Origin of the sequence: Catenulispora yoronensis (genome assembly GCF_039531695.1) — a bacterium.
In the GTDB taxonomy this organism is placed as follows: domain Bacteria; phylum Actinomycetota; class Actinomycetes; order Streptomycetales; family Catenulisporaceae; genus Catenulispora; species Catenulispora yoronensis.
The window spans coordinates 111,295-137,082 of the sequence record NZ_BAAAQN010000010.1; the positions used below are offsets into that span (position 1 = coordinate 111,295).

At 67.3% G+C, this 25,788-nt stretch carries 23 protein-coding genes, 2 tRNA genes and 1 riboswitch; of the genes, 16 read left to right on the plus strand and 9 right to left on the minus strand.

The window, feature by feature from the left end; genetic code table 11:
* Positions 1-93: 93 nt before the first annotated feature.
* The 3 genes from ABD481_RS11420 (at position 94) to ABD481_RS11430 (ending at position 3,515) form a co-directional block, all read left to right on the plus strand.
* The gene (locus tag ABD481_RS11420; protein ID WP_344665561.1) at positions 94-2,145 is read left to right on the plus strand and encodes a cell wall-binding repeat-containing protein; all 2,052 of its coding nucleotides are present in this window, start codon (positions 94-96) and stop codon (positions 2,143-2,145) included.
* Positions 2,146-2,398: 253 nt separating this feature from the next.
* On the plus strand, positions 2,399-2,809 hold the full coding sequence (locus ABD481_RS11425) for a hypothetical protein (RefSeq protein WP_344665562.1): 411 nt from the start codon (positions 2,399-2,401) through the stop codon (positions 2,807-2,809).
* Between the two features lie 7 nt (positions 2,810-2,816).
* Positions 2,817-3,515 (plus strand): TetR/AcrR family transcriptional regulator, encoded by a 699-nt coding sequence (locus tag ABD481_RS11430; protein ID WP_344665563.1) that lies wholly within the window; start codon positions 2,817-2,819, stop codon positions 3,513-3,515.
* A gap of 277 nt (positions 3,516-3,792) precedes the next feature.
* On the opposite strand, the gene ABD481_RS11435 is transcribed toward ABD481_RS11430, so the two are convergent.
* Entirely contained in the window at positions 3,793-4,035 is a 243-nt protein-coding gene (locus tag ABD481_RS11435) for a hypothetical protein (protein ID WP_344665564.1), read from the minus strand.
* Between the two features lie 593 nt (positions 4,036-4,628).
* Here ABD481_RS11435 and ABD481_RS11440 point away from each other — a divergent pair.
* Together ABD481_RS11440 and ABD481_RS11445 are read left to right on the plus strand one after the other, a co-directional pair.
* Positions 4,629-7,496 (plus strand): DEAD/DEAH box helicase, encoded by a 2,868-nt coding sequence (locus ABD481_RS11440; protein WP_425559146.1) that lies wholly within the window; start codon positions 4,629-4,631, stop codon positions 7,494-7,496.
* Entirely contained in the window at positions 7,497-8,864 is a 1,368-nt protein-coding gene (locus tag ABD481_RS11445) for an SWIM zinc finger family protein (RefSeq protein WP_344665565.1), read from the plus strand.
* A gap of 543 nt (positions 8,865-9,407) precedes the next feature.
* Here ABD481_RS11445 and ABD481_RS11450 read toward each other — a convergent pair.
* Positions 9,408-10,166 (minus strand): hypothetical protein, encoded by a 759-nt coding sequence (locus ABD481_RS11450; RefSeq protein WP_344665566.1) that lies wholly within the window; start codon positions 10,164-10,166, stop codon positions 9,408-9,410.
* Between the two features lie 110 nt (positions 10,167-10,276).
* On the opposite strand from ABD481_RS11450, the gene ABD481_RS11455 reads away from it, so the two are divergent.
* Positions 10,277-10,627, plus strand: coding sequence for a hypothetical protein (locus ABD481_RS11455; protein ID WP_344665567.1), 351 nt, complete (start codon positions 10,277-10,279; stop codon positions 10,625-10,627).
* Positions 10,624-11,058 carry a type II toxin-antitoxin system VapC family toxin gene (locus ABD481_RS11460; protein WP_344665568.1) on the plus strand — a complete coding sequence of 145 codons (435 nt, stop codon included), beginning with the start codon at positions 10,624-10,626 and terminating at the stop codon, positions 11,056-11,058. Before ABD481_RS11455 ends, ABD481_RS11460 begins: the two co-directional genes overlap by 4 nt.
* Before the next feature lie 214 nt (positions 11,059-11,272).
* On the opposite strand, the gene ABD481_RS11465 is transcribed toward ABD481_RS11460, so the two are convergent.
* Positions 11,273-13,999: a tetratricopeptide repeat protein gene (locus ABD481_RS11465; protein WP_344665569.1), complete on the minus strand. Its 2,727-nt coding sequence runs from the start codon at positions 13,997-13,999 to the stop codon at positions 11,273-11,275.
* 174 nt (positions 14,000-14,173) lie between these two features.
* Between ABD481_RS11465 and ABD481_RS11470 the strand changes: the two genes are divergently transcribed.
* The 3 genes from ABD481_RS11470 to ABD481_RS11480 all read left to right on the plus strand — a co-directional run bounded on the left by ABD481_RS11470 (position 14,174) and on the right by ABD481_RS11480 (position 15,494).
* Positions 14,174-14,347 (plus strand): hypothetical protein, encoded by a 174-nt coding sequence (locus ABD481_RS11470; protein ID WP_344665570.1) that lies wholly within the window; start codon positions 14,174-14,176, stop codon positions 14,345-14,347.
* A 335-nt stretch (positions 14,348-14,682) separates the two neighbouring features.
* The gene (locus ABD481_RS11475) at positions 14,683-14,979 is read left to right on the plus strand and encodes a hypothetical protein (RefSeq protein WP_344665571.1); all 297 of its coding nucleotides are present in this window, start codon (positions 14,683-14,685) and stop codon (positions 14,977-14,979) included.
* On the plus strand, positions 14,976-15,494 hold the full coding sequence (locus ABD481_RS11480; protein WP_344665572.1) for a hypothetical protein: 519 nt from the start codon (positions 14,976-14,978) through the stop codon (positions 15,492-15,494). The genes ABD481_RS11475 and ABD481_RS11480 overlap by 4 nt, the downstream gene beginning before the upstream one ends.
* 104 nt (positions 15,495-15,598) lie before the next feature.
* On the opposite strand, the gene ABD481_RS11485 is transcribed toward ABD481_RS11480, so the two are convergent.
* The 5 genes from ABD481_RS11485 to ABD481_RS11505 form a co-directional block, all read right to left on the minus strand.
* Positions 15,599-15,671, minus strand: a tRNA-Ala gene (locus ABD481_RS11485).
* 79 nt (positions 15,672-15,750) lie between these two features.
* A complete protein-coding gene (locus ABD481_RS11490; RefSeq protein ID WP_212016801.1) occupies positions 15,751-15,876 on the minus strand; it encodes a DLW-39 family protein in 126 nt (41 codons plus the stop codon).
* Positions 15,877-16,115: 239 nt separating this feature from the next.
* Entirely contained in the window at positions 16,116-17,372 is a 1,257-nt protein-coding gene (locus tag ABD481_RS11495; protein ID WP_344665573.1) for a C40 family peptidase, read from the minus strand.
* Positions 17,373-17,388: 16 nt separating this feature from the next.
* Positions 17,389-17,599: riboswitch (cyclic di-AMP (ydaO/yuaA leader) on the minus strand.
* 217 nt (positions 17,600-17,816) lie between these two features.
* Positions 17,817-18,608: a PH domain-containing protein gene (locus ABD481_RS11500; RefSeq protein ID WP_344665574.1), complete on the minus strand. Its 792-nt coding sequence runs from the start codon at positions 18,606-18,608 to the stop codon at positions 17,817-17,819.
* Between the two features lie 21 nt (positions 18,609-18,629).
* Positions 18,630-18,794, minus strand: a complete 165-nt coding sequence (locus ABD481_RS11505; protein WP_344665575.1) for a hypothetical protein — start codon at positions 18,792-18,794, stop codon at positions 18,630-18,632.
* A gap of 224 nt (positions 18,795-19,018) precedes the next feature.
* Here ABD481_RS11505 and ABD481_RS11510 point away from each other — a divergent pair, with 224 nt between their 5' ends.
* The 3 genes from ABD481_RS11510 to ABD481_RS11520 are packed head-to-tail and all read left to right on the plus strand — an operon-like array spanning position 19,019 to position 21,944.
* Entirely contained in the window at positions 19,019-20,137 is a 1,119-nt protein-coding gene (locus ABD481_RS11510) for an NAD(P) transhydrogenase subunit alpha (RefSeq protein ID WP_344665576.1), read from the plus strand.
* A complete protein-coding gene (locus ABD481_RS11515) occupies positions 20,134-20,559 on the plus strand; it encodes an NAD(P) transhydrogenase subunit alpha part 2 (RefSeq protein WP_344665577.1) in 426 nt (141 codons plus the stop codon). The genes ABD481_RS11510 and ABD481_RS11515 overlap by 4 nt, the downstream gene beginning before the upstream one ends.
* Entirely contained in the window at positions 20,556-21,944 is a 1,389-nt protein-coding gene (locus tag ABD481_RS11520; protein ID WP_344665578.1) for an NAD(P)(+) transhydrogenase (Re/Si-specific) subunit beta, read from the plus strand. The genes ABD481_RS11515 and ABD481_RS11520 overlap by 4 nt, the downstream gene beginning before the upstream one ends.
* A 250-nt stretch (positions 21,945-22,194) precedes the next feature.
* Here ABD481_RS11520 and upp read toward each other — a convergent pair whose 3' ends face one another.
* Positions 22,195-22,848: a uracil phosphoribosyltransferase gene (upp, locus tag ABD481_RS11525; protein WP_344665579.1), complete on the minus strand. Its 654-nt coding sequence runs from the start codon at positions 22,846-22,848 to the stop codon at positions 22,195-22,197.
* 585 nt (positions 22,849-23,433) lie between these two features.
* On the opposite strand from upp, the gene ABD481_RS11530 reads away from it, so the two are divergent.
* From ABD481_RS11530 to ABD481_RS11540, 3 genes are all read left to right on the plus strand, one after another.
* Positions 23,434-24,012 (plus strand): nucleoside deaminase, encoded by a 579-nt coding sequence (locus tag ABD481_RS11530; RefSeq protein WP_344665580.1) that lies wholly within the window; start codon positions 23,434-23,436, stop codon positions 24,010-24,012.
* Positions 24,013-24,048: 36 nt separating this feature from the next.
* A tRNA-Ser gene (locus ABD481_RS11535) sits at positions 24,049-24,133 on the plus strand.
* 804 nt (positions 24,134-24,937) lie between these two features.
* Positions 24,938-25,690, plus strand: coding sequence for a L,D-transpeptidase (locus ABD481_RS11540; RefSeq protein WP_344665618.1), 753 nt, complete (start codon positions 24,938-24,940; stop codon positions 25,688-25,690).
* Positions 25,691-25,788 lie beyond the last annotated feature (98 nt).

Below are 25,788 nucleotides of genomic sequence, written 5' to 3' on the forward strand. Positions count from 1 at the left end.
TCACGAAGGTATAGAACAACTCGGTCCGCCGCGATCAGCGCCGGGCACGCCGACGGCTCTCGGCGTCTTTCGGAATACGGGGGCTTCGCCATAGTGCGCTCACGTCGTATCACCTCCTCGGCCATATCGGCCCTTTCAGCCCTGGCGACGGTCGTCGCCACCGCGGGCAGCCTGGTAGCCCTCCAGGTGTCTCCCGCCAACGCCACCGAGTCCGGCTCCGACGGCCTCATCCTCACCTCGTCGAACCTCGGCGTGATCGTGCAGAACGCCGACGGCAGCAACCCGCACACGTACACCGCGCACTCCGTCGGCAACGTGTCATGGTCCTCCGACGGCTCCCGCATCGCGTGGGCGAACCGGGCCGGCCTGTGCGGCATCTACACCAGCGCCCCGGACCTGACCGCGGACTGGGCCATGCCCGGCGGCGGCCTGGGCACCGACTGCTACGGGGACCACCCGACCTGGTGGGACGGCAACCAGAAGCTCGTCTACAGCGCGGGTGGCGGCACCTCGGGGACCGACCAGCTGTACGCCGAGCCGATCCAGCCCGGGGCCGGCGCGCCGACCCTGCTGCTCGGCGCCGACTCCGGCTTCGAGGACCGGCACCCGGTCGCGGTCGGCAACCTCGTCGCCTTCACCCGCACGCCGCAGTACGCCATCCAGCCGCCGCAGGTCTGGATCTACGACAAGGCCACCGGCACCGCGCACAAGGTGCTCGACAACGCCCAGGACGCGGACATCTCGCCGGACGGCAAGTCCCTGGTGTACACCGTGCCGGGCGACAACGACCTCTACACCTCGGCCATCGACGGCACCGGGGCGGCCAAGCTGACCAGCGACGGCGCCACCGTGCAGCACCAGACGCCGGCCTGGTCGCCGACCGGTACCCGGATCGCCTTCTTCGACGGCTCGCACAGCGAGGTGCTCGACGTCGCCTCCAAGGCCGAGACGGTGCTGGCCGGCAGCGGCTCGCAGCCGGTGTGGCAGCCGGTGAACCCCAACGCGCCCAAGCCGCCGCTGCCGCCGGCGCCCCCGCCGCCGCCGGAGCCCACGGCGGTGCAGCGCGTCGCCGGCTCCGACCGCTACCTGACCGGCGTCAAGGTCTCCCAGCAGTACTGGTCGGACAAGGGCGACACGTCGAAGGATGCCGCCCTGGCCAAGTCCGTCGTGCTGGCCACCGGCGCCTCCTTCCCCGACGCGCTGGCCGGCGGCCCGCTGGCCTCCGCGGTCGACGGTCCGCTGCTGCTCACCGAGCCCGGCACGCTGACGCCGCAGACCCAGGCCGAGATCCAGCGGGTGCTGCCCGCCGGCAGCACGGTCTACGTGCTCGGCGGCACCGCCGCGATCAGCCCGGCGGTGGCGAACAAGGTCGCCTCCCTGGGCTACCGCATCGACCGGCTCGGCGGCTCGGACCGCTTCGGCACCTCGATCGCGATCGCCCAGGAGGTCGAGCGCCTGGTCCCGGCCGAGCCGGGGCAGCCCCGCCTGGCCGTGGTGGCGACCGGCCAGTCCTTCGCCGACGCCCTGTCGGCCGGTCCGCTGGCCACCACGATCGGCGCCCCGATCCTGCTGACCGACGGCTCGGCCCTGAGCAGCAGCACCAGGAAGTTCCTGACCGGCAAGCTCTCGATCCCGGTCGGCGTCCCGGCCTACAAGGCCCTGGGCGTGGCGCCCCGCCCCGACAGCCCGTGCACGATGCTGGCCGGCAGCGACCGCTACAGCACCAGCGCGAACGTCGCCCTGTGCCTGAGCCACCTGCGGGCCGGTGCCAACCTGGCCCCGATCGGCCTGGCCGGCATCGCCACCGGCACCGCCTACCCCGACGCCCTCACCGGCGGCGCCCTCATGGCCTACTTCGGCTCCCCGCTGCTGCTGACCGACCCGCTGAGCCTGTCCTCGGCGACCGCGGGCGCGCTGCGCAACGCCACTCCGCACTTCTACCTGGTCGAGATCTTCGGCGGGTCGAACGCGGTGTCCCAGGGCGTGGAGCGCTCGGTGGTCAACCTGCTGGGCGCCCGGGACCTGGCCCCGATGCTGTCCGGCCGCTCGACCGAGATCCGCGGCCTGATCCAGAAGCAGATCGCGACGGACATCATCGGCTCGTCGAAGCGGCCCGCCGCGGCGGCGCGGTCGGCGGTGCAGTAGTAAGTCGGCGGTGCAGCATAACCGGCAAGTGCAGTACACGCAGTAGTAGCAGTGCTCGACCCTTGACAGGGTTCTGACAGCATGGCGACCGGGTTCGGTCGGACGGAGCGGATTACGCGACGTCCGGCCGGACCCGGTTTCGCGTTGGCGGAGCCGGCTGCCCGTCGAACTTGAACACGTTCAACTCCACTGCTACGGTTCCCGTGTCGAAGGAAGTTGAACGTGTTCAACTTCCGAGCTTCGGAGGGGAAGCATGGACCTGACCGTCGTGTCCTATGTGATCTACCTGCTCATCAGCGTCGTCCTGACGGTCTGGGTGGCCCGCACCCTCAGCCGCACCGGGCGGGTGTTCCTGACGCAGGTCTTCCCGGGTTCGGACCTGGGCGAGGCGGTGAACCACCTGCTGGTCGTCGGCTTCTACCTGGTGAACCTCGGCTTCGTGAGCCTGTACCTCAAGAGCGGCTCCACCGCCGAGACCGCCCGCGAAGTCTTCGAAGGGCTGTCGGTCAAGGAGGGCGTCGTACTGCTGGTCCTGGGCGGCATGCACCTGGGCAACGTCTTCGTACTCAACAAGCTGCGTTCCAACAGCCGACGCGAGCACCGGCCCGCGCCGGTTCCCCCCGTCGTCCAGCCGGCCGGCTTCCTGCCCGGAGCCGAGCGGTAGCGACAGCATGCCTGTGGAGAACACCACCCCCCGCGGTGACGAACGCAAAGCCCTGATTCTCGACACCGCACTCCGCCTCTTCGAGCGCGACGGCTACGAGAAGACCACCATGCGCGCGATCGCGAAGGAGGCAGGCGTCTCCGTCGGAAACGCCTACTACTACTTCGCCTCCAAGGACCACCTGGTCCAGGCCTTCTACGACGAGGTCTCCGACCGACACGCCGAACAAGCCCTCGCCGCCATGCGCCCCCACCGCACCCTCGCTGCCCGCTTCGCCGCAGACCTCCACACCTGGGTCGACGTGGCCGAGCCCTACCGCGAATTCGCCACCCAGTTCGTGAAGAACGCGGTGGACCCCAACTCCCCGCTGAGCCCCTTCTCCCCCGAGTCGAAACCGACGCGCGACAAAGTGATCGAGGTGCACCGCCGCGCCGTCCAGGGCTCGACCACGAAAGTGGACCCGGAAATCGCGGCGAACCTCCCAGACCTGCTGTGGATGCACCACATGGGCATCGTCCTGTTCTGGGTCTACGACCGCTCACCCGGAGCTCGACGCACCCGGGACCTGATCGACCGAACGTCACCGATGGTGGCCCGAGTGATCGGCCTGAGCCGCTTCAAGGTGGTGCGCCCGCTGTTCCGGGAGGCGGACAAGCTGATCCAGGACTTCTTGCTGACGGGCGACGAGGCCGCCGACAAGAGCTAGCCCGAGCTCTCCTGCTTCTGCCGCGATTCGGACGCGCTCTGATCCGGCCGCAGCGGTTCACTACCACCGCCTCTACGCAGCCCTCCTCGGCCGCAAAGGCAGCCCCTGGTTCTACGTGGCTGAAAAAGGCGCCCGCTCGGTTGGCGATGTCGCTCGCGCTTGCATCGACCCAGGCGAGCAGCTCTGCTTGATGCAGGATCAAGACAGAGCTCGCCATCAGGAGGCTGGCGAACGCTTAGGCGCCTCGCCTCATATCGCCGCTGGCTGTGATCCCTAGCTACCGTCCCGCTTCGGCAATCGGCTGCCAAGATCCCCCGACTTTGGGGCGGTAGATCCACACCGAGTGCTCGTCAGCGCTGAGGGTCCCCATGTGGACCTGAAATCCGCACCGCCGGGCTTCCCGCTCCAGGAACTCGCGGAGAGTCGTGACGTCCTCGACGCCGTATTCAGCGGCGTAGCCGTGACGCTTCACTTTGTCGATAAGCCGGAGCGCAAGCGCTTCGAGGTCTACGCGATCCATGGTACGAGCCTACGGTCCGCCACCACCCCCGCGGGCGAGATCGGGCAAATCCGAAATGCGATCATCGGACCATCAAGATCAAGTCAGGCCGGCCCCATCGGTGAGTTGGCCACCGCTCCCAACGATCTCCGGACGGCTGACAGGCTTATTTCGCGACTACCAGCCCGCGAGCCCACCAGCCCCGCGAACCATGATCCAAACCGGACCCACCCCGGTAAGACCGGACCCCGTACATCCGCAAATACGAAAAACGCCCCCGACCAGGCAAGTCAGAGCCGCTACCGCACGCTCAAAAGGCGCCCGCAACCAGGCGTGCGCCGCGTCCCGGAATCGCCGATCATGGTCATGGTCGGCACTTCGAACACTGACATCAACCACGCCGGCACCCTCCCAGGGCCCGCCGGCCGCTGTCCATGCCGCCGCTTGGCCTCGTGGCCGTGACCATCCCGGGTGACAGCCGGTACCGCGCCACCCCCGCCCTGCTCGATACTGGTGCTGCCTGACCATACGATCCACAAAGGAGCGGCGCGGTGGCCCGGAAGGTCGTCATCATCGATGATGACGAGCGCGAGGAAGCTGACGGTGCCCTCGCCTTGGACGAGCAGATCATCGCGTCAGGCGCATTGCTGGTGGCCCGACCCGCGGTCTTCCTTCCCGCCGATCCGCCTCGGCACGGCCGGGTCGCGTTCCTGCCGACCGACGATGCCGGGCTTCCCGCCCTGCCCACCGCCGAGGTGGACATCGTCGAGTACATCCATTCGACCAAGACGGGAAGGCCACGCAAACATCCAAAGATCGAGGTACGCACCGTTTCGGCGGTCTGCCTGCCGGTCGAGGAGGCCATCCCAGTACTGATCCATGCGCGCAAGCTCGCGCTCGACTCGCCGGACTCCGCCGTCGACCCCGCTGCGGTCTTCTGGGGCACCGCTGCACTGTTCGTTCTACGCCTTGTCGCACGCGGCCGGATCCTTCCGGGCGTGTCGCCGGCGGGTATCGACGCTTGGCGTGTGGGGCCGTTCGATCGTGAGGATGCCGAGCACCTGCGTGCACTGGCGGCGCTGATGCCGCCGACAGCCCGTGCCGTCCCGCTACCCGACGATCGCGGCGATGTCCTGCTGCCGGATGCGGAACCCCTGCTCCGGGCGTTCCTCGACGCAGTCGCCGACATCCTGCCGCGTAGCCCAGCCGCCCCGGTGGTCGCCCGCAACAGCGGTGATGCGTTCACCGCGCTGCCCGCCGTGCACATCCCGGATCAGCGCCGCTGGGCGGCGGAGGTGGCGGCGGGCATCGATGTCGGGGCCCGGGTATCGCTGCGGTTGGAGACGCCCGGCGACGACGGCGCCTTCCGCGCGATCACGCAGCTCCACAGCCTCGCCGATCCGACCCGGGTCGCCGATGTCGGCGCGGTGTGGCGAAGCCTGGTCGCCGGATCCGACGCGGAGGCCGGGGCGCGCACGCAGATCGACGTGTTGCTGGTGCTGCGACGCGCGGCGCGGGTGTGGGAGCCGCTGGCACGGCTGCTGGCTAAGCCGGTCCCGGCCGGCCTCGACTTGACCGACGAGGAGGTCCACGACTTGCTCGGCGAGGCCGCTCCCCGGCTGTCGGCCGCGGGGATGGACGTGCACCTGCCCAAGGAACTGGCTCGGAGCCTGAGCGCGCGTGCGGTCGTGGGCGCGCCGAAACGTCCCGGATCCGCTGCGACCTCGTACTTCGACGCCGACTCGCTCCTAGTCTTCCGCTGGGAGCTGGCCTTGGGCGGCGAGACGCTGACCCCGGCAGAGATGAACCAGATTGCTGAGGCGACCAGACCGCTGGTGCGGTTACGTGATCAATGGGTGCTGGTCGACGAGGCGCTGGCGCGCAAGGCCAGGAAACGCGAGCTGAAGCCCCTCACGGCGATCGAGGCGCTGGGAGCCGCGTTGACCGGAGGTGCAGAGGCGGACGGGGAACTCGTCCCCGTGGCCGTCGACGGCTGGCTGGCCGATCTCCGGTCCCGGATCGCGGATCCCGCGGCGGTCGGCCGGGTCGTGGCGCAGCCGCCGGCTCTGCAAGCCACACTGCGTGACTACCAGATGCGGGGTCTGACCTGGCTGGACCAGATGACGGCGCTGGGTTTGGGCGGCTGCCTGGCCGACGACATGGGCCTGGGAAAGACGATCACCCTGATCGCGCTGCACCTGCACCGCCAGGCGGACGCCGACACCACACGCCCGACCCTCGTCGTATGCCCGACTTCGCTGCTGGGCAACTGGGAGCGGGAGATCGAGCGTTTCGCACCCGGCACTCCGGTCCGCCGCTTCCACGGAGTCGAACGCGACCTGGACGCCGTCGGCGGCAGCGAGTTCGTCCTGACCACGTACGGCACCCTGCGCGTCGACGCCGCCCGGCTCGGCGAGATCGACTGGGGCCTGCTCGCCGCAGACGAGGCCCAGCACGTGAAAAACCCCTACTCGCACACTGCGAAGGCTTTACGCGAGATCGGTTCCCAGGCCCGCATTGCGCTGACCGGTACCCCGGTGGAGAACAACCTCTCGGAGCTGTGGGCGCTGCTGGACTGGACGACACCCGGGCTGCTCGGCACATTGCCGGCGTTCCGCTCCCGGTACGCCAAAGCTGTGGAGAGCGACCGCGACCATCAGACGACCGAGCGGCTTGCGACCCTCGTCCGGCCGTTTCTGCTGCGCCGCCGCAAATCGGACCCCGGTATCGCCCCTGAGCTGCCGCCGAAGACCGAGACCGACCACCCGGTGGCGCTGACCCGCGAGCAGGCGGCGCTGTACGAGGCATTCGTCCGCGAGATGATGGCGCGGATCCAGAACAGCACCGGCATCGAACGGCGCGGACTGGTCCTCAAGCTGCTGACCGCGCTCAAGCAGATCTGCAACCACCCGTCCCAGTATCTGAAGGAGAGCGCGAACCAGCCGCTCACCGGCCGCTCAGGAAAACTGGAACTGCTGGACGAACTCCTCGACACGATCCTCGCCGAAGACAACGCAGTGCTCGTGTTCTCCCAGTACGTGACCATGAACCGGCTGATCGAACGGCACCTCGCCGCCCGCGGCGTCGCCACTCAGTTCCTGCACGGCCAGACTCCGGTGAAGAAACGCGAAGGGATGGTCCAACGGTTCCAGGACGGCGAGGTCCCAGTCTTCCTCCTCTCCTTGAAAGCCGCCGGTGTCGGGCTGAACCTCACTCGCGCCGGCCATGTCATCCACTACGACCGCTGGTGGAACCCCGCTGTGGAGGAACAGGCCACCGACCGGGCCTACCGGATCGGCCAGACCCAGCCGGTCCAGGTGCACCGCCTCATCACCGAGGGCACCGTGGAGGATCGCATCGCCGCGACGCTGAAGGAGAAACGCGACCTGGCCGACGCGGTCCTGGCCGGCGGCGAGGCGGCGTTCACCGAACTCTCCGACGCCGAACTCGCCGAGCTGGTGACGTTGAGGAGGGGACGCTAGGTGGCCACAAAGAGATTCGGCACGAAGGCCGCCGCCGGCGACCGCAGCAAGACGTTCCCATCCTTCCCACCGACCGTCGGCTCCCGCGGCGCCTTCGCCGAGACCTGGTGGGGCCGGGCCTGGGTCGAGGCGTTGGAGAACACCTCCATGGACTCCGGACGCCTCGCCCGCGGTCGCACCTACGCCCGTCGCGGCGCAGTCGAGCCGATCACCGTCACACCGGGACTCGCCAAAGCGAAGATCCATGGCAGCGCGCCAAGGCCCTATTCATCATCGATCGCCGTAAAGCAGCTCTCGGACGCCGACTGGAACCGGCTCCTCGACACCGTCGCGGCACGCGCGGCGCACATCGCAGCGCTTCTGGACCGCGACATGCCGCCGGAACTGGTCGACGACGCACAGGCCGCCGGGGTCCGACTGCTGCCCGGTGTCGGCGACCTGTCGCCGGACTGCTCCTGCCCGGACTGGGGCTGGCCCTGCAAGCACGCTTCCGCACTCTGCTACCAGATCGCCCGCCTCCTCGACCTCGACCCGTTCGTGCTGCTCCTGCTACGCGGACGCGGCGAGCACGAGCTGATGGACGAGCTTCGTGCCCGCAACGCGGCCGCCGCGTCCGCCGAAGCCTCCGCCGCGAACCGCACCGATCTCCCGTCGCCCACGACAGTCGACTCCCCCCACGCAGGGACGACCGGCAGGGAAGACGCAGCGGACGTCTTCGCGGCAGCACCGGACCCAGCGACCGCTCTAGCCGCACTCCTCAGCATGGAGTGGGGCGTCCTGCCGGACCTCCCCGGGCACCCGCCGATCCTAGCGGCGTCCCGCGAACCGATCGGAATCGACCAGCCCGGCCTGGAGCTGGTCGCCACCGACGCGACGCACCGATCCCACAGTCTGCTGGCCGCATACTCGGCCACCGATGAACCAGCGCGGACCGCCGTCCTCCCGAGGCTCTCACCCTGGCAGGACGCCGTGCGCATGCTAGCCACACGCCTCGACGACGAGACACTGCGCGCAAGAATCGCCGAAGCCTACGCCGTAAGCGACACCGATCTCGGCATCGCAGCCCTGGCTTGGCACCAAGGCGGCCCGGCGGGACTCGATGCCCTGGAGAAACCGTGGTCCCCAACCGTCACACAGAAGGCCAGAGCACACAAAGCCCTGGAGGACTACGCCGATGGCGGTGAGCCACCGCCACTGCGCCTGTGGCGCAACCGCTGGACCGCCGAGGCCGAAAACGTGCAGATCCGCCTGGGCGCCGACGGCCGCTGGTACCCCTACCGCCGAGACGCGGAGGACAACCGCTGGCGGCCGGACGGACCAGCAGAGATAGATCCGGCGGCCGCGCTGGCCACTCTGTTGGCCGGCTGAGTTCGGGCCATGCAATGTCCCGGCGGCCGGCGGGCGAACCGCGCCGAAAGTCGACCCATACGCCGAATCGCCACCACCAATACACCACAAATCCCAGACCCACGACCTACGACAGGTTCGGTCGAGGCGTGATTCTCATCCACCTTGAAGACAGAAAGGGCTTTGACCTGTAGGCCAGAGCCGCACACCCGCCGTTCGAAAACCTGCCCATGGCCACGAGGTGGAGCCTTATGGACTCACGCCCTTGGGCAGGATACGTGCGTCGACCTGCGGTTTTATTTGTAATATCAAAAGCGTGGAGCTGATCATGTGCTACTTGAACACCAGACCCGACCACACGTAGGGGGTGCGGGTGGCGGAGCCCCCACCCGCACCGCCTGCAGCGCAACAAACAATGAGGCGACATGGTCCGCGCTTTCGGCGGAGACACGTCGCCTGTCGTCGAGTGGAGATGCTCATCGCTTACTCAAACCCAACGGACCAAGTACACAACCAGCTCATGCAGATACAGCCAAGGCTGCGTTGAAGCAGCAGCGAGCTGGCTCAGCTGCAAAAGATGGGACATCTGCGCCGGATGGAGTGTTCTGCCGCGCGCAAGTACAGCGCGGTATGGAATGCCATACCGAGATCATCGCGCCACGGGCCTGTCGCAGTCACGTTCGCCGCGTGCCCACGCTCCTCGAAGTCCCCGAAGAAGCTGGTGAGCTGAAGGTTGTCGCAGTACTTCGGCGTCTCAGCAGGCAGCTCGATCGCGGCGGCGAGGCGCATCGCCGCCGGCAGCATCCGTTGCGCGCTCCGAGCCGTGGTGGTCTGCGAGTAGTAGTTCTTCAGCGGCAGGTCAATGGGGCCTTCGAAATCGATCGGGACCAGTACGTCCCAGTGGAAGACCTCCACGTCGCGCGGGCTCAGCTCACGACGGCAAAGCTCGTTGAAGCCGTCGCCCGAGAAGATCAGCTTCTCCTCGAAGGCGTACCCGGTCCCGCGCGGCTGGTGCCGATACACGGGGACCTGGATTCCGTCGTCAATGCCCATCGCCGCGAGGGTCTCATCAAGCGTCGTGAAGACATCGATCCACGGGGAGCCCCCTTCGAGATGCTCGGAGTTCGCGCTGACCAGGTACACACCCATGACGGTGCAGCGTAGCCGGGTGCACCGACGACCGTGGCCACCGTACCGGTTGATGTCGACGGCCGGCTTGAGGCGTCGGTTCACTCTCCGCCTCATCTTGTCCAGCCCGATGGTGGCGGCCTCATCGGCGTCCGGCGGAGCGTGGAAGCAGAACCACCGGGTCTGCCAGGCCATGAAGGGATGGACGGTACCCGGGGACGTGGGCCTGGCGGCAGCGGAGTGCTGCGGCAAGGCTACGCCCGACAACCTGTCAAAGTGCCCGACGGAAGCGTAATCTGTAGGGCATGACCGCTGAGACCGCGGGCCAGCCGCGTAAGGCCCCCAGGAAGACGCATCCCCGCGGAACCCGGGAACCGATACTCGTACTGACCATGCGGGAGCTCGGCAAACTGACGGTCGAGCAGGTCAAAGAGATCGATCATCCAGTTCCGGTCACCAGCAACGGCACCCCGGTCGCCTGGCTGGTCCCCCTCACGCCGGCCGAACGTCACCGCGCCGAGCTGATCGCTGCCGGCCGACTCGAGCCGCGACGCCGCGACGACCTCGAAGGTTGGCAGCCGCTGCCATCTGCCGCAGCCGGCGAGTCGACCCTCACAGAGATCCTGCAAGCCATGCGCGAACAGGAGCGCACGTGATCTACCTCGACTCCTGCGCGCTGGTCAAACTGATCCTGTCGGAGAAGGAAACCGAGGCACTGACCTCATTCCTTGCCGACCGACGCTCCGAGATGGTCAGCAGCCAACTCGCCCTGACCGAGGTGATCAGAGTCGTCCGCAGGTCCTGCTACGACCCCCAACGCCGTCTCGCCGTGGATCCAGTGGTCCGCGACGAGAGGATCGCGACAGCGGCCCGCCTGCTCGATCGGATCGACCTCGTCATCGTGGACCGTGCCATCTTCACGGCGGCGGCGGCATTCGATGACGACCCCCACGTCGGGTCCCTCGACGCCATCCACCTCGTCTGCGCCAAAGAGATCGGCGCCGCACTCAGCAGCTTCATCACTTACGACAAGGCTCTGGCCCGCGCTGCGGCCACAGCCGGGCTCCCACTGGAACAGCCCGCGTGACGTCGGCAACGCAACAGGCCCTTCAGGAAGATCCCTTTAGGGCCTGTTTTATGTGGAATGGTGGAGGTGATGTTGTGCTACTTGAGCACCGCTGACCTGCTGGAACGTCTGGGAGTACCGCCGGTTCGCCCGATATAGGTCGCAGCGCGCCGCTGAGCGTCACTTGGACGTGTCCCTTGAGCGGCCCCGTCCAGCTGTCGCCAACTGCCCAGAGCTACCAAGTCCACCTCTGCCGGTGATCCTGTTTCCAGGAGGGAGCAGCAAGCTGGCCGTCGGCCTCGAGCCCCGAGTTGGGTAGGAGTCGCGATGCTTCCTCTCTCCCCATAGCCGCCCATATCTTTGACAGTTCCCGGAAGCAGAGGCCATCTCCCATAGCTATCCCTTCAAGTAGGACCTTCTCAGCTCCTGCCATGTCTCCCATTTCTTGAAACATCTCCGCGAGATGCAGGCAACTCGTCGCGTGGCCGAGACTTACTGCCCGCCGCAACAGCGCTTCGGCGTTTTCCACATCGCCAGCGGCTTCGGAGACATCCGCAAGGAACGCCAGCGCTTCAACGTTTTCCCATTCGATCGCAACGCTCTCAAGACCGGTCAAACCAGCATGAGTGGCGACTCGTCGCCACTCATGCACCAAGCCGATAAGCGCGCCAGCGTTGCCGTTACGCGCTGCCTGCTCGCAGAGATCTTCGGCACCAGACCAGGAAGCCTTGAGCCGCCACGCCGGAAAAAGCAGGGCGGCGCTATCGCTACTGTCGATGACACGCCGCGCGGCCTCGAGCGCCTCATCCTCGTGGCCGATGCGGTGCAGCATCCACGCGAGACCGGCGACTTCGGGCTCTCGTCCGATCTCAACGGCGTATCGTGCCAGATCCAGGGCCTTGTCGCGTTCTCCGAGACGCTCGACAATTTCAGCGAACTCCGTGAGCGTCTGCGGAAATCCGGACTCCGCGGCAGCGATGGCGAACCGTTCAGCCTCCTGGACATCGCCCTCGTTGAACCGCATTACGGACAGTGCCCTCAATGCGAAGGGATTGCCTGCTTCGGCACCAGCCTCATATAGCCTTCTCGCGCCTGAGGTGTCACCACGGTGGTGAAGTACTGCGGCGAGCTCGACGACCGGATGAGTGTCTTTCGCCTCCAGCGACAGACGGGCGATCCGCTCTGCCTCATCAGGATCACTCAAACGCGACCACATGAGGCTGGCAAGGGGCTGGACAAGACCTTTCCCTGCCGAGAGGAGCGCTAGTTCTTCGGCTGACTCGTAGTCACCGGCCTGTTCTCTCAGATATGCCAGGTCTTCGAGCGCCATGAGACTTCCGGCCTCGGCCAGACGCCAATGCAAAGCCTCGGCATCTTCCAAGTCGCCCATCTCCTGCCGGAGCCAGGCAAGGCCGGACAAAGAGGACGTACTACCGAGATCGAATGCACAATGGAAAGCCAGGGAAGCCAACTTAAATCGCCTGCCAGACTTTGCCGACCAGCCGAACCTCTCAAGCTCCCGCGCGACGACGACGTTGTTCTCCACTGCCTCCCAGAAGGAGTTAGGCGGAAAGTCTCCGCGTCGAGTCAGCCTTCCGTAGCTGTCCAGGTAGTCCGCGAGTTGATAGGCATCGGGAGTAGAACCCATCGCTCCAGGTACTGCTACGTTTGACAGCGGTGATGCTACGCCTCTGATCTTGGTGCGCGCGTAGATGAGAGCCTGATCGAACCAATCGGGATCCGCCTCCTTCCGTTCAGAGTCGCTTAGGTACCCGGGCGCCGCCTGCTTGAGAAAGGCCGCGGAAACCACGCGCACGTCACCCAGTCGTGCAGCGTCCATCGCAGCATCGATGATCGCGCGTCCGTAACGCTGAGATGGCGAGGCGGCCTGTTCGTAGTGATCGACCAGCGCCGGACCCGCCGCAAGGGTCTGGGTGACATCGTCACGCATGCTGGCCTTCAACACGGCGTCCAGCGAGCGATCATGCTTCGCGGTCTTGCGAAGCACCCGCATGTCGCGCCCTGAAAAAGACCGCGGTATATCGACCGGCCTGCTCGAGGCCAGAAGCTTCCCTACGTGGCCGCCCTGCGCGAAGATCTCCCCATAACGTTCCGGCCATAGTGTCATGACGACAAACGCGGGCCCCGGCTGCTCCAGGTAGGTCCTCAACGCTGCAGCCACGACTTCGCTGGAAAGGTACTCCTGAGCTTCGTCCAGCCACAGCACGGTTCGAGGGCCTGCGGCCTGCGCCGCGAGGACGGAGAGCAGGCTCTCTTGCGTCTTCGGGAAGATGAGGACCCAGTCAGGAAGCCTGACCCGAATTGCTTCGACGGCAGTCCTTGTCTTTCCGGTGCAGGAACCACCGCGAAGAATCAGGAGCGCAGCCTGGGCTTCGGCCAGTGCGGAATCCATTCGTCTACGAAGCCCAGCGTCGTGATCACGTTCGACGTATGTCGGCACCACGAACCGGCCGAGCTCGACCTCGCGTGCCGATCCCGCTACTGCGGCGTGAACGCCCAGTTGGGCTTCAGTCCAGTCAGCCACCAGGCGAGGCTCGTCGGCGAGCACATCAACCATTGCTGTCTGCCGCCTCGTCCGCAAGCTGGTTTGAGCTGCAGAAGCCTTGACGGCAGCTCGAACATCCGCAGCGCGCAACTGTACAACGGCGAAGTAGCGCTGCCTCCATGATTCGTGGTCGAGGGCCTGGAAATCTTCCACGTTCAGCGTCCGCGCCTCGAGGGCAGCTTTGCGCAGTGCGCCGACGAGTGCCAGGAACTGATGCTCCTGTTGGGGAAACGAACGGCCTTCAAGCCAGTTGGACACTGTAGTCGGGGCCACTTGGAGCGTTCGCGCCAGCCGCCTCAAGGAGCAGTGTGGGGCGAGTCTTGCCTGATAAAGCGAGTTCAGATGATGCACCGCATCGAAAAACGCTTGCTCGGCATCAACACTTTGCGAAGACACGCGCCTGCTCCCCAAGGCTAAGCCTGACCTGGTTGGGAGTCTATGCAGACTTCGACGTGTTCACGTTCAGACGTCCAAGAATCCGGCGATCGGTTGTTGGACACCCCGATGGACGGTGACCGTGGCCCCATCCGCACAATCCACTGCCGTCGCCTTGCCGAGAAGGAGCCGTCCATGAACATCGCCGAGTTCGCGTCACAACCTTGGCCATACCTGACTATCACCCTCGCCTACCTGGGCCTCGCGCTTCCTGCAGTCTGGTCGCGCGATCCCGAGCGACGCAGGGCCGCCCAACAGGCACTCGAGACGCTTCTCAGTGCTTTGCAGCGGCGCGGGGGCCGCGACTGAGCTACCACGCCTACGGTTGCCGGCGCCCGCCCTTGCGACATGCTTACCGAGCCCATCGAGCCAACCGTCACCATCCCCACTGCCGGAACCACCTGGCGCCTGTCCCCAGTGTCCGGGAACGACAGCGGCGGCATGATCGCGATGATGATGCCGCCCTATCGGAATAAAATACAACAAAGTGGAGCTGAGGTTGCGGTACGTGAACACCGGTGACCTGCTCAGATAGTGAGCGCGCCAGCCGACTTCATCGCGGATCTGGTGTTCAGCGCCGGTAAGGGTACGACCCACATCGTCAATTCCGACCCAGAGGCCTGCGATACCAGGAGGAACGAGACTTGACCGCAGCAGCAGCTCCGACGTCGTCCATCCCGAACGCTGAACATCATGAGCGCACAGACGAAGAAGTCAGCCAGCTCAACGACCTCCCTGCTGCCGTTGACATGTACTGGGATGACCGCCGCCAAATGACGGTCATCGTGGCGAATGACCTCCCGGAGGGGGCACGAGGTGTCGCGTGGAACACAGCCGATGGATCCAGGGTCGCCGTCATGTCGAGCGTGATCTCGGTCGAGCTACGAGAAGCATGCCTGACTGAACTCGCCCGTGGGTTCAGCAAGGAGGCGCAAAAGTGATCGTTGGAGAATCGAGTGCGGCACCAGTGCCGCGACTGGCGGTTGTCGAATGCCCTCCATGGTGTACCGAACACGCTGCGGACCTTGAGTTGTGCCTCAGCGAGGACATCTATCTCGACTTCGGCGACCGCGGACCGTCCTGCGAAGCCGTTAACGATGTCCGTACAGACCTGTCCTCGTCGGAGGGCACAGTGTCCGTCGGGCTCATAATCAATCACCGGGACGGTCATGCTCTCGACTTCGACCAAGCCGAGGCACTCGCATATGCGCTGCTCTCGCAGGTCGCAACTGCTCGAGGCGAGAGCGAGCGTGCCCGAGAGCTTTCTCAGTCCGCATTCGACAGCACCCATTTCGCCGGCAAGCGCAGCGGCGAACGCGCGGACCGCTCGCGATCCCACCGCGAAGCGATCATGTGGTTGCAGCTGGGCCGCGAAGTTGAGCGCGAAGCGATCGGAAAGGCCCTTGCAGACCTCGGCATCAGCATTCCCGAACGCAAGCCCCACGCCGTGAAGTAAAGAAACGGCACACCGTCATCGAAGCCACTGGCTCGTACCAGTACATCGACCAAACACTGAGGGTGTTCCGAATAATTCGGAGCACCCTCATTTGTTCTACTTTGTGGAGCCAAGGGGACTCGAACCCCTAACCCCCTGCTTGCAAAGCAGGTGCGCTACCAATTGCGCCATGGCCCCGTAGAGCGGTCCGCCTCCCGCGAGGGGTAGGCGGACCGTGCCCCGGCTCTGGCTGCCGGGGAAGCCGGATGAGTGGTTCTCAGGCCGAAGGTACCGGGTCGGTCGCCTCGGTCCAGAGGTCCTGCTCCGACTTGTCGGACTGGACCTGCCGGTAGACCAGCAGACCGCCGATGGCAGCCACTGCGAGCAGAAGCAGCTTCTTCACGTGGCCACCTCCCTTCTGGTAGACGTCTGTGCCCCCGAGCTTAACAGTCGCGGGGCCGAATCGGAGCTGTGAGCATCACTACGCAAAAATGCGGAGCTGTTCCACTCGTCCCGGGTACGGAGTGCTACGTCGGGTGTCTAGATGCCTGGTGGGTCCGGGTCCCGGCCTTCGTGGTGGCCGGGACCTGGTGGGATGAGCGGATGGCCGCAAAAGCGTACTAATAGGGACGGGTGATCGGGTCACGCCGGCCGGGCGTACGACACCACCGGCATCGTGCTCACCGCCGCCACCGACACGGTGCTTCCCGGCTGCGGGGCGTGGATCACCAGGCCGCCGCCGATGTACAGCCCCACGTGGTTCACGTAGCTCGAGCTCCCGTAGAAGAACACCAGGTCGCCGGGCTGGGCCGCGGACGCCGACACGGCGTGCAGCCCCTGCATTTGTGCGGTGGCGGTGCGCGGGATGCTCACGCCGGCCGCCTTCCAGGCCGCCTGCGTCAGGCCCGAGCAGTCGTAGCCGCCGGGGCCGGTCGCGCCGAATATGTACGGCTTGCCGAGCTGCGACTTGGCGAACGCCACCGCGGCTCCCGCGCGGCCGGACACAGCCGGGGCGCTCGTCGTCGACCCCGAGCCGCTGGAGCCGCTGGAGCCGCTGGTGCTGCCCGAGCTGCCGGAGGAGGACTTCGACGACCCGCTGGAGCCGGACGAGGACTTCGACGAGCCCGAGCCCGAGGAACCCGAGGCCGAGGACGACGAAGACGACGAAGACGAAGACCCCTCCGAGCTCTTGGCCCTCGCCGCCGCCTCATCCGCCGCAGCCTTCGCCGCGGCCGCCTTCGCGGCCTCCACCGCCGCCGCCTGCTCCCGGGCCCGCTGCGCCTCCAGCGCGGCCCGCTGCTCGGCCTGGAGCGAGTTCAGCAGCGCCTGGGCCTTGGCCACGTCGCCGTCGAACTGCTTCTTCTTGGCCTCGGCTTCCTTGGTGTTCTCGTTCAGCAGCGACATCTTGTCCGCCGCTTCCTTGGCCTTCACCGCCAGGTCCGCCTTCTGCTGCGCCAGCAGTCTCAGCGTGTCGGAGCTGTTCGCGGTCACCCGGCCGACGGTCGCCGACATGCTCAGCATGGTGCTGGGGTCGGCCTGCATCATCAGGGCGAGTGTCGGGTCGACGTTCTCGCTGCGGTACTGCGCCGCCGCCAGGCCGCCGAGGCGGGTCTGGTTCTCGGCCATCGCGGCCTGCTCGGCGGTCATCTCCTTGTTGATGCCGTCGACCTGCTGCTGGAGCTTGTCCTGGGCATCCTTGGCGCCGTTGTACGCCTCGTTGGCGTCGGCGGCCTGCTGGTACAGCTTGTCCAGCTGGGTCTTCACCTGATCGACGGTGGGCTGCGGGTCGGCCTTCGCGACGCTGGGCACCAGGACCATGGTCCCGGCCGCGGCGGCGCCGACCGCGAGCTTCGAATACCGGGTGGCGCGCGGACGACGATGTCGGGCTGTCACTGTCATGCGAGCTTCAAGGCTCCAACTCCTTCTCGCCCGCCTACCGGGTTAGCTGACGGATTCGGGCCGAAGAAGTAGCCCTACGGTCCGCGCCTCGCGCGCACCCGGAACGGGGACGCGCCGACGCCGACCGATTCACCCCTGGCGCCGCCGGGGTCTGCTTGCGACCCGGCCGCGCCGACGAACCTGGTTCCCCGGCTCCGCGTGGTGTGCGGACTCGGCGGTGCCTCGACGCCCCGGAACCTCTACTGGCCCGTGGGAAGCGGCGAAGCGGTTCTGGACGCTAGCCATTTCCGGCGCACCGGACAAGCAACCCGTCCACTTTTCGTTCAGCGAACGCTCAGGAACCGGCCACCCTTCGGGAGTGATCCGGGACCCGCAGTGAGGAGCCGCCCCGGCCCGGGCCCGCCGGTGAAGGGCGCGACCTGGGCCGGGGCGGCCGATGTCCGATTAGCGCAGAAAACGAACCCTGCGACGTTTGTTGCCCGACGTTGTGACGTCGGTCTCAAAAGCCTGCTCGCCCTTGTCCCCGCGGTACACCCGCACGGGGAGCATGGCCGCGTTCACAGGGTGTGCCTTGTCGTCGTCCGCCGGACTCTTCACGGAGACCGGCGGCATGACGACCTCCACCGGCTCGCCGTTCATGTCCGGCAGCACCGCGCCGACCAGGCGCACCTCCTGCGGTTCCTTCGGCCCGCTCTTGGCGCCGGGCCCGTACAGCAGGTTGCTGATCTCCAGCCAGGTCTCCTCCACGTGCGAGATGTAGTCCAGCCCGCGCCGGCCCAGCGGGGCGTCGCCGACCGCCTTGGCGTTGAACCGGCCGTAGCCGAGCATCCGGCCCAGCAGGTCGCGCTCCACCCGCATGTCGTTCACCTTGCCCAGCGGCAGGGCGTCGTAGGCTCGGGTGATCACCCCGTGGGTGTGCAGGATGCGTTTGTTGGTGACGATCAGCAGGTCGCCGTTCCACACGGCGAGATGCCACGCCATGTAGAGGAACGCCACGCCGGCCACCACCCATGCCCCCAGCCGCAGTTTGTCGGCGTCCGGAGTGGAGAAGATGTCGATGCCCATGGCCGCGAGCACCGCCGCCACCGCGATCAGCACCGGGATGATGATCGCGGCGAGGTGGTGCCGCACGACTATGACCAGCCGCTCGCCCGGCACCAGGAACCGTTTCGCGCGTTCCTCGAGTTCGGGCCGCAGCAGCATGCGGCCATAGAGCGGCGGTGAGGAGTCGGACACGTCAGGTCACCGCCCCGGTGTTCAGCTGGAGACGAGATTGTGGAAGGTGTCGCCCAGAGTCTTTCCGACGCTGGCCACCCAGTTCAGGGCACCCTGAACCAGGTTGCCTGCCCCGGACGGGTTCTGGACCACGAAGTAGACCAGGAAGAGCACGATGCCCCACTGCACGGCCGGCTTGAGTTTCACGTCAGATCCCCTTCATCGTGACGGTCGTGGTGCCGCCCGCCCGGTCCCAGCATCATGTGCAGCGCTCCCGGTTCACTACTAGAGAACAGCATCCCCAACACCGTCAAAGCCTAGCCGGGGCAAGGTGATTTGGCGGCTCCGAGCCGGAGGGCGGACATAACGACTCAGTGGACATCTGTCTCAGGGGGCACACATACCGAGCATTCCCAGACTAGGTTGATCGCATGCAGATCGGTGTCTTGACCGAGCAAGCTCCGTACGAACGCCGCGTCGCGCTGACGCCCGAATCCGCGGGCCGGCTCATCGCCGCCGGTCACAGCGTCCATGTCCAATCCGGGGCCGGCCTGGCCGCTGACGAGGACGATGACGCTTACCGCGCCGCCGGCGCCATGATCGGGAAAACCCCTGACGAGATCTTAGGAATCGTCGATCTGCTGACCGCCGTCGGACAGCTGGACCAGCAGACCGCGTCCAGACTGTCACCGGGCACGGCGGTGGTCGGGCTGGCCTCGCCGAAGGACGGACGCGGCCCGGCCGGCGTGCTGGTGGACCGGCACGCGACCTTCTTCGCGCTGGAGCTGCTGCCCCGCATCACGCGCGCGCAGTCCATGGACGCCCTGTCCTCGCAGGCGATGGTGGCCGGCTACCGGGCCGGCCTGGTCGCCGCCGAGCGGCTGCCGCGCTTCTTCCCGCTGCTGATGACGGCGGCCGGGACCGTGCCGCCGGCGAAGGTCCTGGTGCTGGGCGCCGGGGTCGCCGGACTGCAGGCGATCGCGACCGCCAAGCGCCTCGGCGCGGTGGTGGAGGCGTACGACGTGCGGGCCGCCGCGGCCGAGGAGATCCGTTCCCTGGGCGCCAAATTCGTTTCGTTGGACATCGAGAGTCAGACCTCTACAACTGGGGGCTACGCCCGCGAACAGGCGGCGGACGCCCAGGCCAGACAACGCAAAGCTTTGACACCCTATGTAGCAGCGGCGGACGCGGTGATCACCACCGCCGCGGTACCGGGGCGCCCGGCGCCCTTGCTGGTGACGGCCGAGATGGTCGAGAAGATGCGGCCCGGTTCGGTGCTCGTGGACCTGGCCGCCGACAACCCCAACGGCGGAAACTGCGAGCTGTCACGGCCCGGTGAGGACGTGCGGCACGGCGGGGTGCTGATCCACGGCGGCCGTAACGTCCCCAGCGAGCTGGCCGGACACGCCTCCCGCCTCTACGGCGCGAACATGTCGGCCTTCATCCTGGCCATGTGCCGGGACGGAGTGCTTTTATCAACTCCTGAGGAGATCGCCGCCGACGAGATCGCCGCCGCGTGCTGTGTGCTGCTGAAGGGGGAGTTCAGATGAGTTCCACCGCCTGGCTGACCGTGTTCGTGCTGGCCGTCTTCTTAGGCTTCGAAGTCATCTCGAAGGTTTCCTCGATCCTGCACACGCCTTTGATGTCCGGCGCGAACGCCATCCACGGCGTCATTCTGGTCGGCGCGATCATCGCCACCGGTTCGACCGATGACAACGTGCAGCTGACGATCGGGCTGCTGGCGATCGTGATGGCGACCGTCAACATGGTCGGCGGCTTCGCCGTGACCGACCGGATGCTCGGGATGTTCGCCAAACCGCGGCAGCCGCGCGGCGGCGACGGGCCCGCGGCGGCTTCGGCGTCCGCGGCGGGCACGGGCCCCGGAGCGGGCGGCCCGGCGGGCGGCTCCGCCGGCGCCTCGGGAAGCGCTGGAACCTCAAGCCGTACCTCAACCCGGGAGGGCGGCAAGTGACCGGCGCTTGGGCCGACACCGCCTACTTGATCGCAGGAGTCTGCTTCATCCTGGCGCTGAAGGGCCTGTCGGCACCGCGCACGGCCCGGCTGGGCACGCTGATCGGAGCCTGCGGCGCGGCCCTGGCGGTGATCGTCGCGCTGACCACGCCGCACCTGAAGCACCTGGGCCTGATCATCGGCGCGATCGTGGTCGGCACGGCCATCGGGCTGCCGACCGCGCGCCAGGTGCGGATGACCGCGATGCCGCAGCTGGTGGCGCTGTTCAACGGCGTCGGCGGCGGCGCGGCGGCGCTGGTGGCGTCGGTGGAGTTCCTGCGGCCGGGCAACGCGATCTCCGACGCGGCGACCGCCGACCTGGCCGCGATCGGCTTCACGATCCTGGTCGGCGGCGTGTCCTTCTCCGGATCGCTGATCACCTTCGCCAAGCTCCAAGAACTGATGACCACACGGCCGGTGGTCCTGCCCGCCGGGCGCTGGATCACGATCGGCTTCGCGGCGGCCGGGGTGCTGTCCGCGGTGTTCCTGGTGCCGTGGCCGAGCACCGCGCTGATGACGCTGCTGGCCCTGGTGTCGCTGGTGTTCGGCGTGCTGTTCGTGCTGCCGGTCGGCGGCGCGGACGTGCCGATCGTGATCTCGCTGCTGAACGCCTTCACCGGCCTGACCGTCGCGGCCAGCGGCTACGTGCTGGGCAACACGCTGCTGGTGATCGCCGGCACGCTGGTCGGCGCCTCCGGGACGCTGCTGACCCGGATGATGGCGGCGGCGATGGGACGGCCGCTGACCGGGACGCTGTTCGGCGCCTTCACGGCCACCGCGAGCGCGGCGGTCGGCGGCGGCGACGGGGCGGCGAAGCCGGTGCGGACGTCGTCGCCGGAGGACGTCGCGATCCTGCTGGGCTACGCGCGCAAGGTCGTGATCGTGCCCGGATACGGGCTGGCCGTGGCGCAGGCGCAGCACACGGTGCGGGAGGTGGCGGACCTGCTGACGGCGCGGGGCGTGCATGTGTCGTACGGGATCCACCCGGTGGCCGGGCGCATGCCGGGGCACATGAACGTGCTGCTGGCCGAGGCGAACGTGCCGTACGAGTCGCTGCTGGAGCTGGAGGCGGCCAACTCGGAGCTGGCGTCGGCGGACGTCGCGGTGGTGATCGGGGCCAACGACGTGGTGAACCCAGCGGCGCGGCAGCCCACGGGGTCGCCGATCTCCGGGATGCCGATCCTGGACGTGGACCTGGCGCAGCAGGTGGTGTTCTGCAAGCGGTCGATGCGGCCCGGGTTCGCGGGGGTGGAGAACGAGCTGCTGTACGCGGCGAACACTTCGCTGCTGTTCGGGGACGCGAAGGAGAGCATGGCGAAGGTGTTGGCGGCTTTGAAGGCTCAGTAGTCGGTGGGCGGGTGGTTGGTAGTAGTTGGTAGTAGGCAGAGGTGCGAAAGGGGCGGCGGCCCGGGAGTTGCCCGGGCCGCCGCCCCTTTTCTCTGCTTCTCTCCGCCTGAGAGCGACTCTCTGGGGCGTTCTGGACGGTTGCCAGGTTTCGCCGCCCAAGGCGCCCGTTCGGCGCGCCAGTGGCCCGCTACGCGCTATGCGCTATGCGTTACTCGCTAGGAGTTACGCGCTCCTTGCTCCTCGCCCCTCGCTATGCCGATACGGTGCCGTAGAGGCGGTCGCCCGCGTCCCCGAGGCCCGGGACGATGTAGCCGTGCTCGTTGAGCCGTTCGTCGATGGCGGCTGTGACGATGGTCACCGGGACGGCGAGGTCCGTCAGCGCCTCCGACACCGCGGCGATGCCCTCGGGGGCGGCCAGCAGGCACACGGCGGTGACCGACGCGGCGCCGCGGTCGGCGAGCAGCCGGATCGCGGCGATCAGGGTGCCGCCGGTGGCGAGCATCGGGTCCAGCAGGTAGCACTGGCGGCCGGACAGGTCCTCCGGCAGGCGGGTGGCGTAGGTGGAGGCCTGGAGCGTGTCCTCGTTGCGGACCATGCCCAGGAAGCCGACCTCCGCGGTGGGCAGCAGGCGCACCATCCCGTCCAGCATGCCCAGGCCGGCGCGCAGCACCGGGACCACGAGATGCCGCGGACCGGTGAAGGTGACGCCCTGCGCCTCGGCCACCGGCGTGATCACCGTCACCGGCTCGACCTGCGCGTTCCGCGTGGCCTCGTAGGCCAGCAGCGTCACGAGCTCGTCGGCCAACGCCCGGAAAGTCGGCGTGTCGGTGCGCTCGTCGCGGAGCACGGTGAGCTTGTGGGCGACAAGCGGATGGTCGACGGCGTGAATGGAGACGGTCGGCATGGGCAAACGGTATCGGACGTGCGGTACTGGTGCACAGGTAAGTACTGGACAAGCACATACGGTGACAAGGTAACCTCTCAAAAAGGTCAAATCCCCCGTCGGCCCGTCGCGGCCGGCGGTCCCACGGAAGGCGGTGACCAGCCGATGCCCGCAGACCAGCCGTTGCCCCAAAGCGAGGTGGCGCGGGAGGCGCGAGACCGCAGACGCCGTCGCGAGAACTTCCTCGCCGACCTGGCCGAAGCCCAGCGCCTCAGAGAGCGCGTGGCGCCCCGCCGCGCCCGGATGGCGCGTTTGCGACAGCAGCAGTTGCTGCGGACGTTCTTTTACTAGAGCCGGGTTGTCGGGTGGGTTGGGTTGGGCCCGATGGGGCTCGACTTGGGCTTGTTTGGGCTTGTTCGGGCTTGCTTGGGCTCGCTCGGACTCGCTTGGACCCGACGACTTTGGTGACGGGTTGATCGATTGCTGGAAAGACGGATGGCTGAGGCCGCCACCCCGGTGCACGGGGTGGCGGCCTCAGCGCGGTGGGGGTGATCTTGGACACCGACCTCGCGGGGCCCAGGACCGGCGATCCGCCAGACTGGACGCATGACGTCGCCAGTTACCCGTCGTTACGAGCCCTGGATGCGCCTAGCCCTGGCTGAAGCCGCGAAGGCCGGCGCGCATGGCGACGTCCCGATCGGCGCGGTCATCCTGGATCCGGCAGGGACGGTGATCGCCGAGGGACGCAACATGCGTGAAGAGGATGGGGATCCCACGGCGCATGCGGAGGTCGTCGCCATTCGGGCGGCGGCGAGGGTGCTTCAGGGGCGGCGGAGTCTGGGTGAGTTGAGTGCGTCGAGTGCGTCGGATGCGCTCAGTGCGCAGATCGCGCCTAGTGCGCAGACCGCGCCTGCGCCGACCGCGTCCAAAGACTGGCGCCTCACCGACTGCACCCTGGTCGTCACCCTTGAACCCTGCACCATGTGCGCCGGCGCGATCGTCCTCTCCCGCCTCTCCCGCGTCGTCTTCGGCGCCTGGGACCCCAAAGCCGGCGCCGCAGGCTCCCTGTGGGACACCCTCCGAGACCCCCGCCTCAACCACCGCCCCGAAGTCGTCCCCGGCGTCCTGGAGCAGGAATGCCGCACCGCACTCGACCACTTCTTCGAAGACCGCCGCCAAAAGTGACGAGACCACCCTGCGCGATCCGGTAAGGTATCCCACGGTGACGTGTCCGAGCGGCCTAAGGAGCACGCCTCGAAAGCGTGTGAGGTGCAAGCCTCCGTGGGTTCAAATCCCACCGTCACCGCTCATGGCGAGCCCCTGACCTGTGGAAACGCAGAGCAGGGGCTCGCTTGTTTGTTTGGGAGGTCAGGACTCGTCTTCCGAGGTTGCATTCCGACACACAGCACCGCTTCCGAGGGCCGGCCGCGGACTCCACCACTGCTTCCAGCCGATCAGCCGCGATCGACAGCTGCACCGTCCGCGTGCGCAATGGATCGCGCGGTGGACGGCCGCCCGGCTTCGACCAGCGACGCTACGCCAGAAGCAACATCATCGAACGAGCCATCGACCGGCTCAACAGTTCTATGCCGTGGCGACATCCAAGCTGCCTCGGCCATCGCCTCGAGAAAATTCCGATCGCCTTAGCAACCACAGACGCGGCCCGGGCGTCGTGAGAGGCGAGAACACTGTTGTGGGTCGTTTCAAAGGGGGAACTGCGGTGGGGAACAAGCTTGCTGGGGCAGCGGTCGCCGGATCGTTGATGCTGCTGACCGGATGCGCGAGTACAGCTGTTAACAAGGCCGCCGCGCCCGGCCCGACCTCGTCTGCTGTCGAGACTTCGACTGCGGCGTCTTCGGTGACGACCACCACGTCGTCGGCCGCGCCGACGACGGCGTCCGCGTCCGCGACGGCCTCCGCGCCTACGACGGCCTCCACGCCCACGACGGCGCCTACGACTGCGTCCGCGACCACGAGCACGACCGCGTCCGCGCCGACGACGGCGTCCGCGACCACCGGTGGGCCGATCGCCGCGGCTGCGAAGCCGAGCACGCCTGCCGCGCCGACTACGACCCCGAGCCAGTCGACCGGGACGGTCACGCTGCCCTCTATCTCCTCGGTGTCACCGAACAACGGCTCCAAGGTCGGCGTCGCGATGCCGGTCCGCGTCAACTTCGCCTCCACGGTGCCGTCGGCGAACCGCGCCGCGATCGAGAAGTCGATGCTGGTCACGTCGACGCCGCATGTCGACGGCGCGTGGTCCTGGCTCGACTCGAACACCGTCGACTTCCGGCCGCAGGGCTTCTGGCCGGCCGGCACCAAGGTCTCCGTCCAGTTCGGCTCGACCGGCCGTACGCTGGACTTCACCATCGGCGCCGACCACGAGATCGTCGTCGACGCGGCGACGCACAAGATGAACGTCTACGAGAACAACGTATTGATCAAGACGCTGGCCAGCGGCACGGGCAAGACGGGCTGGGAAACCTACAGCGGCACGATGGCCATCGAGGAGATGGTCCCGCACATCGAGATGACCTCGTGCGCCATTGGCATCCAGTGCACCAAGGGCGGGCCCGGCTGGTACGACCTTCAGACGTACCATGACCTGCAACTCACCGACAGCGGCACCTTCATCCACTCGGCATGGTGGGACAATTCACTGGGCAAGGCGAACGTCTCACACGGCTGCATCCACCTCTCGGAAGCCGACGCGGCAGCGCTGTGGAACATCGTCCAGGTCGGGGACCCGGTGACGGTCAAGGGCACCAGCAAGAAGGTGAGCCAGTCCAACGGCTTCGCCGACTACACGCTGACGTGGTCGCAGTGGCTGTCCAACTCCGCCAGCGGCATCCAGGTGTTCTGACCTGCTGCCCTGGGCGGGTCACTGACGAATGCCCAGCGGGCTGTGCTGGAGCCGACGCTGCCGATGGGCATCAAGCCTGGCCGCGGGTTGCATTCCGG

What these genes read in the sequence shown, in the direction of transcription:
- ABD481_RS11430 (WP_344665563.1), top strand. Translation starts at nt 2,817, where the DNA reads ATGCCTGTGGAGAACACCACCCCCCGCGGTGACGAACGCAAAGCCCTG.
- ABD481_RS11495 (WP_344665573.1), bottom strand. Translation starts at nt 17,372, where the DNA reads ATGACAGTGACAGCCCGACATCGTCGTCCGCGCGCCACCCGGTATTCG.
- ABD481_RS11435 (WP_344665564.1), bottom strand. Translation starts at nt 4,035, where the DNA reads ATGGATCGCGTAGACCTCGAAGCGCTTGCGCTCCGGCTTATCGACAAA.
- ABD481_RS11470 (WP_344665570.1), top strand. Translation starts at nt 14,174, where the DNA reads ATGAACATCGCCGAGTTCGCGTCACAACCTTGGCCATACCTGACTATC.
- ABD481_RS11515 (WP_344665577.1), top strand. Translation starts at nt 20,134, where the DNA reads ATGAGTTCCACCGCCTGGCTGACCGTGTTCGTGCTGGCCGTCTTCTTA.
- ABD481_RS11425 (WP_344665562.1), top strand. Translation starts at nt 2,399, where the DNA reads ATGGACCTGACCGTCGTGTCCTATGTGATCTACCTGCTCATCAGCGTC.
- ABD481_RS11455 (WP_344665567.1), top strand. Translation starts at nt 10,277, where the DNA reads ATGACCGCTGAGACCGCGGGCCAGCCGCGTAAGGCCCCCAGGAAGACG.
- upp (WP_344665579.1), bottom strand. Translation starts at nt 22,848, where the DNA reads ATGCCGACCGTCTCCATTCACGCCGTCGACCATCCGCTTGTCGCCCAC.
- ABD481_RS11450 (WP_344665566.1), bottom strand. Translation starts at nt 10,166, where the DNA reads ATGGCCTGGCAGACCCGGTGGTTCTGCTTCCACGCTCCGCCGGACGCC.
- ABD481_RS11510 (WP_344665576.1), top strand. Translation starts at nt 19,019, where the DNA reads ATGCAGATCGGTGTCTTGACCGAGCAAGCTCCGTACGAACGCCGCGTC.
- ABD481_RS11530 (WP_344665580.1), top strand. Translation starts at nt 23,434, where the DNA reads ATGACGTCGCCAGTTACCCGTCGTTACGAGCCCTGGATGCGCCTAGCC.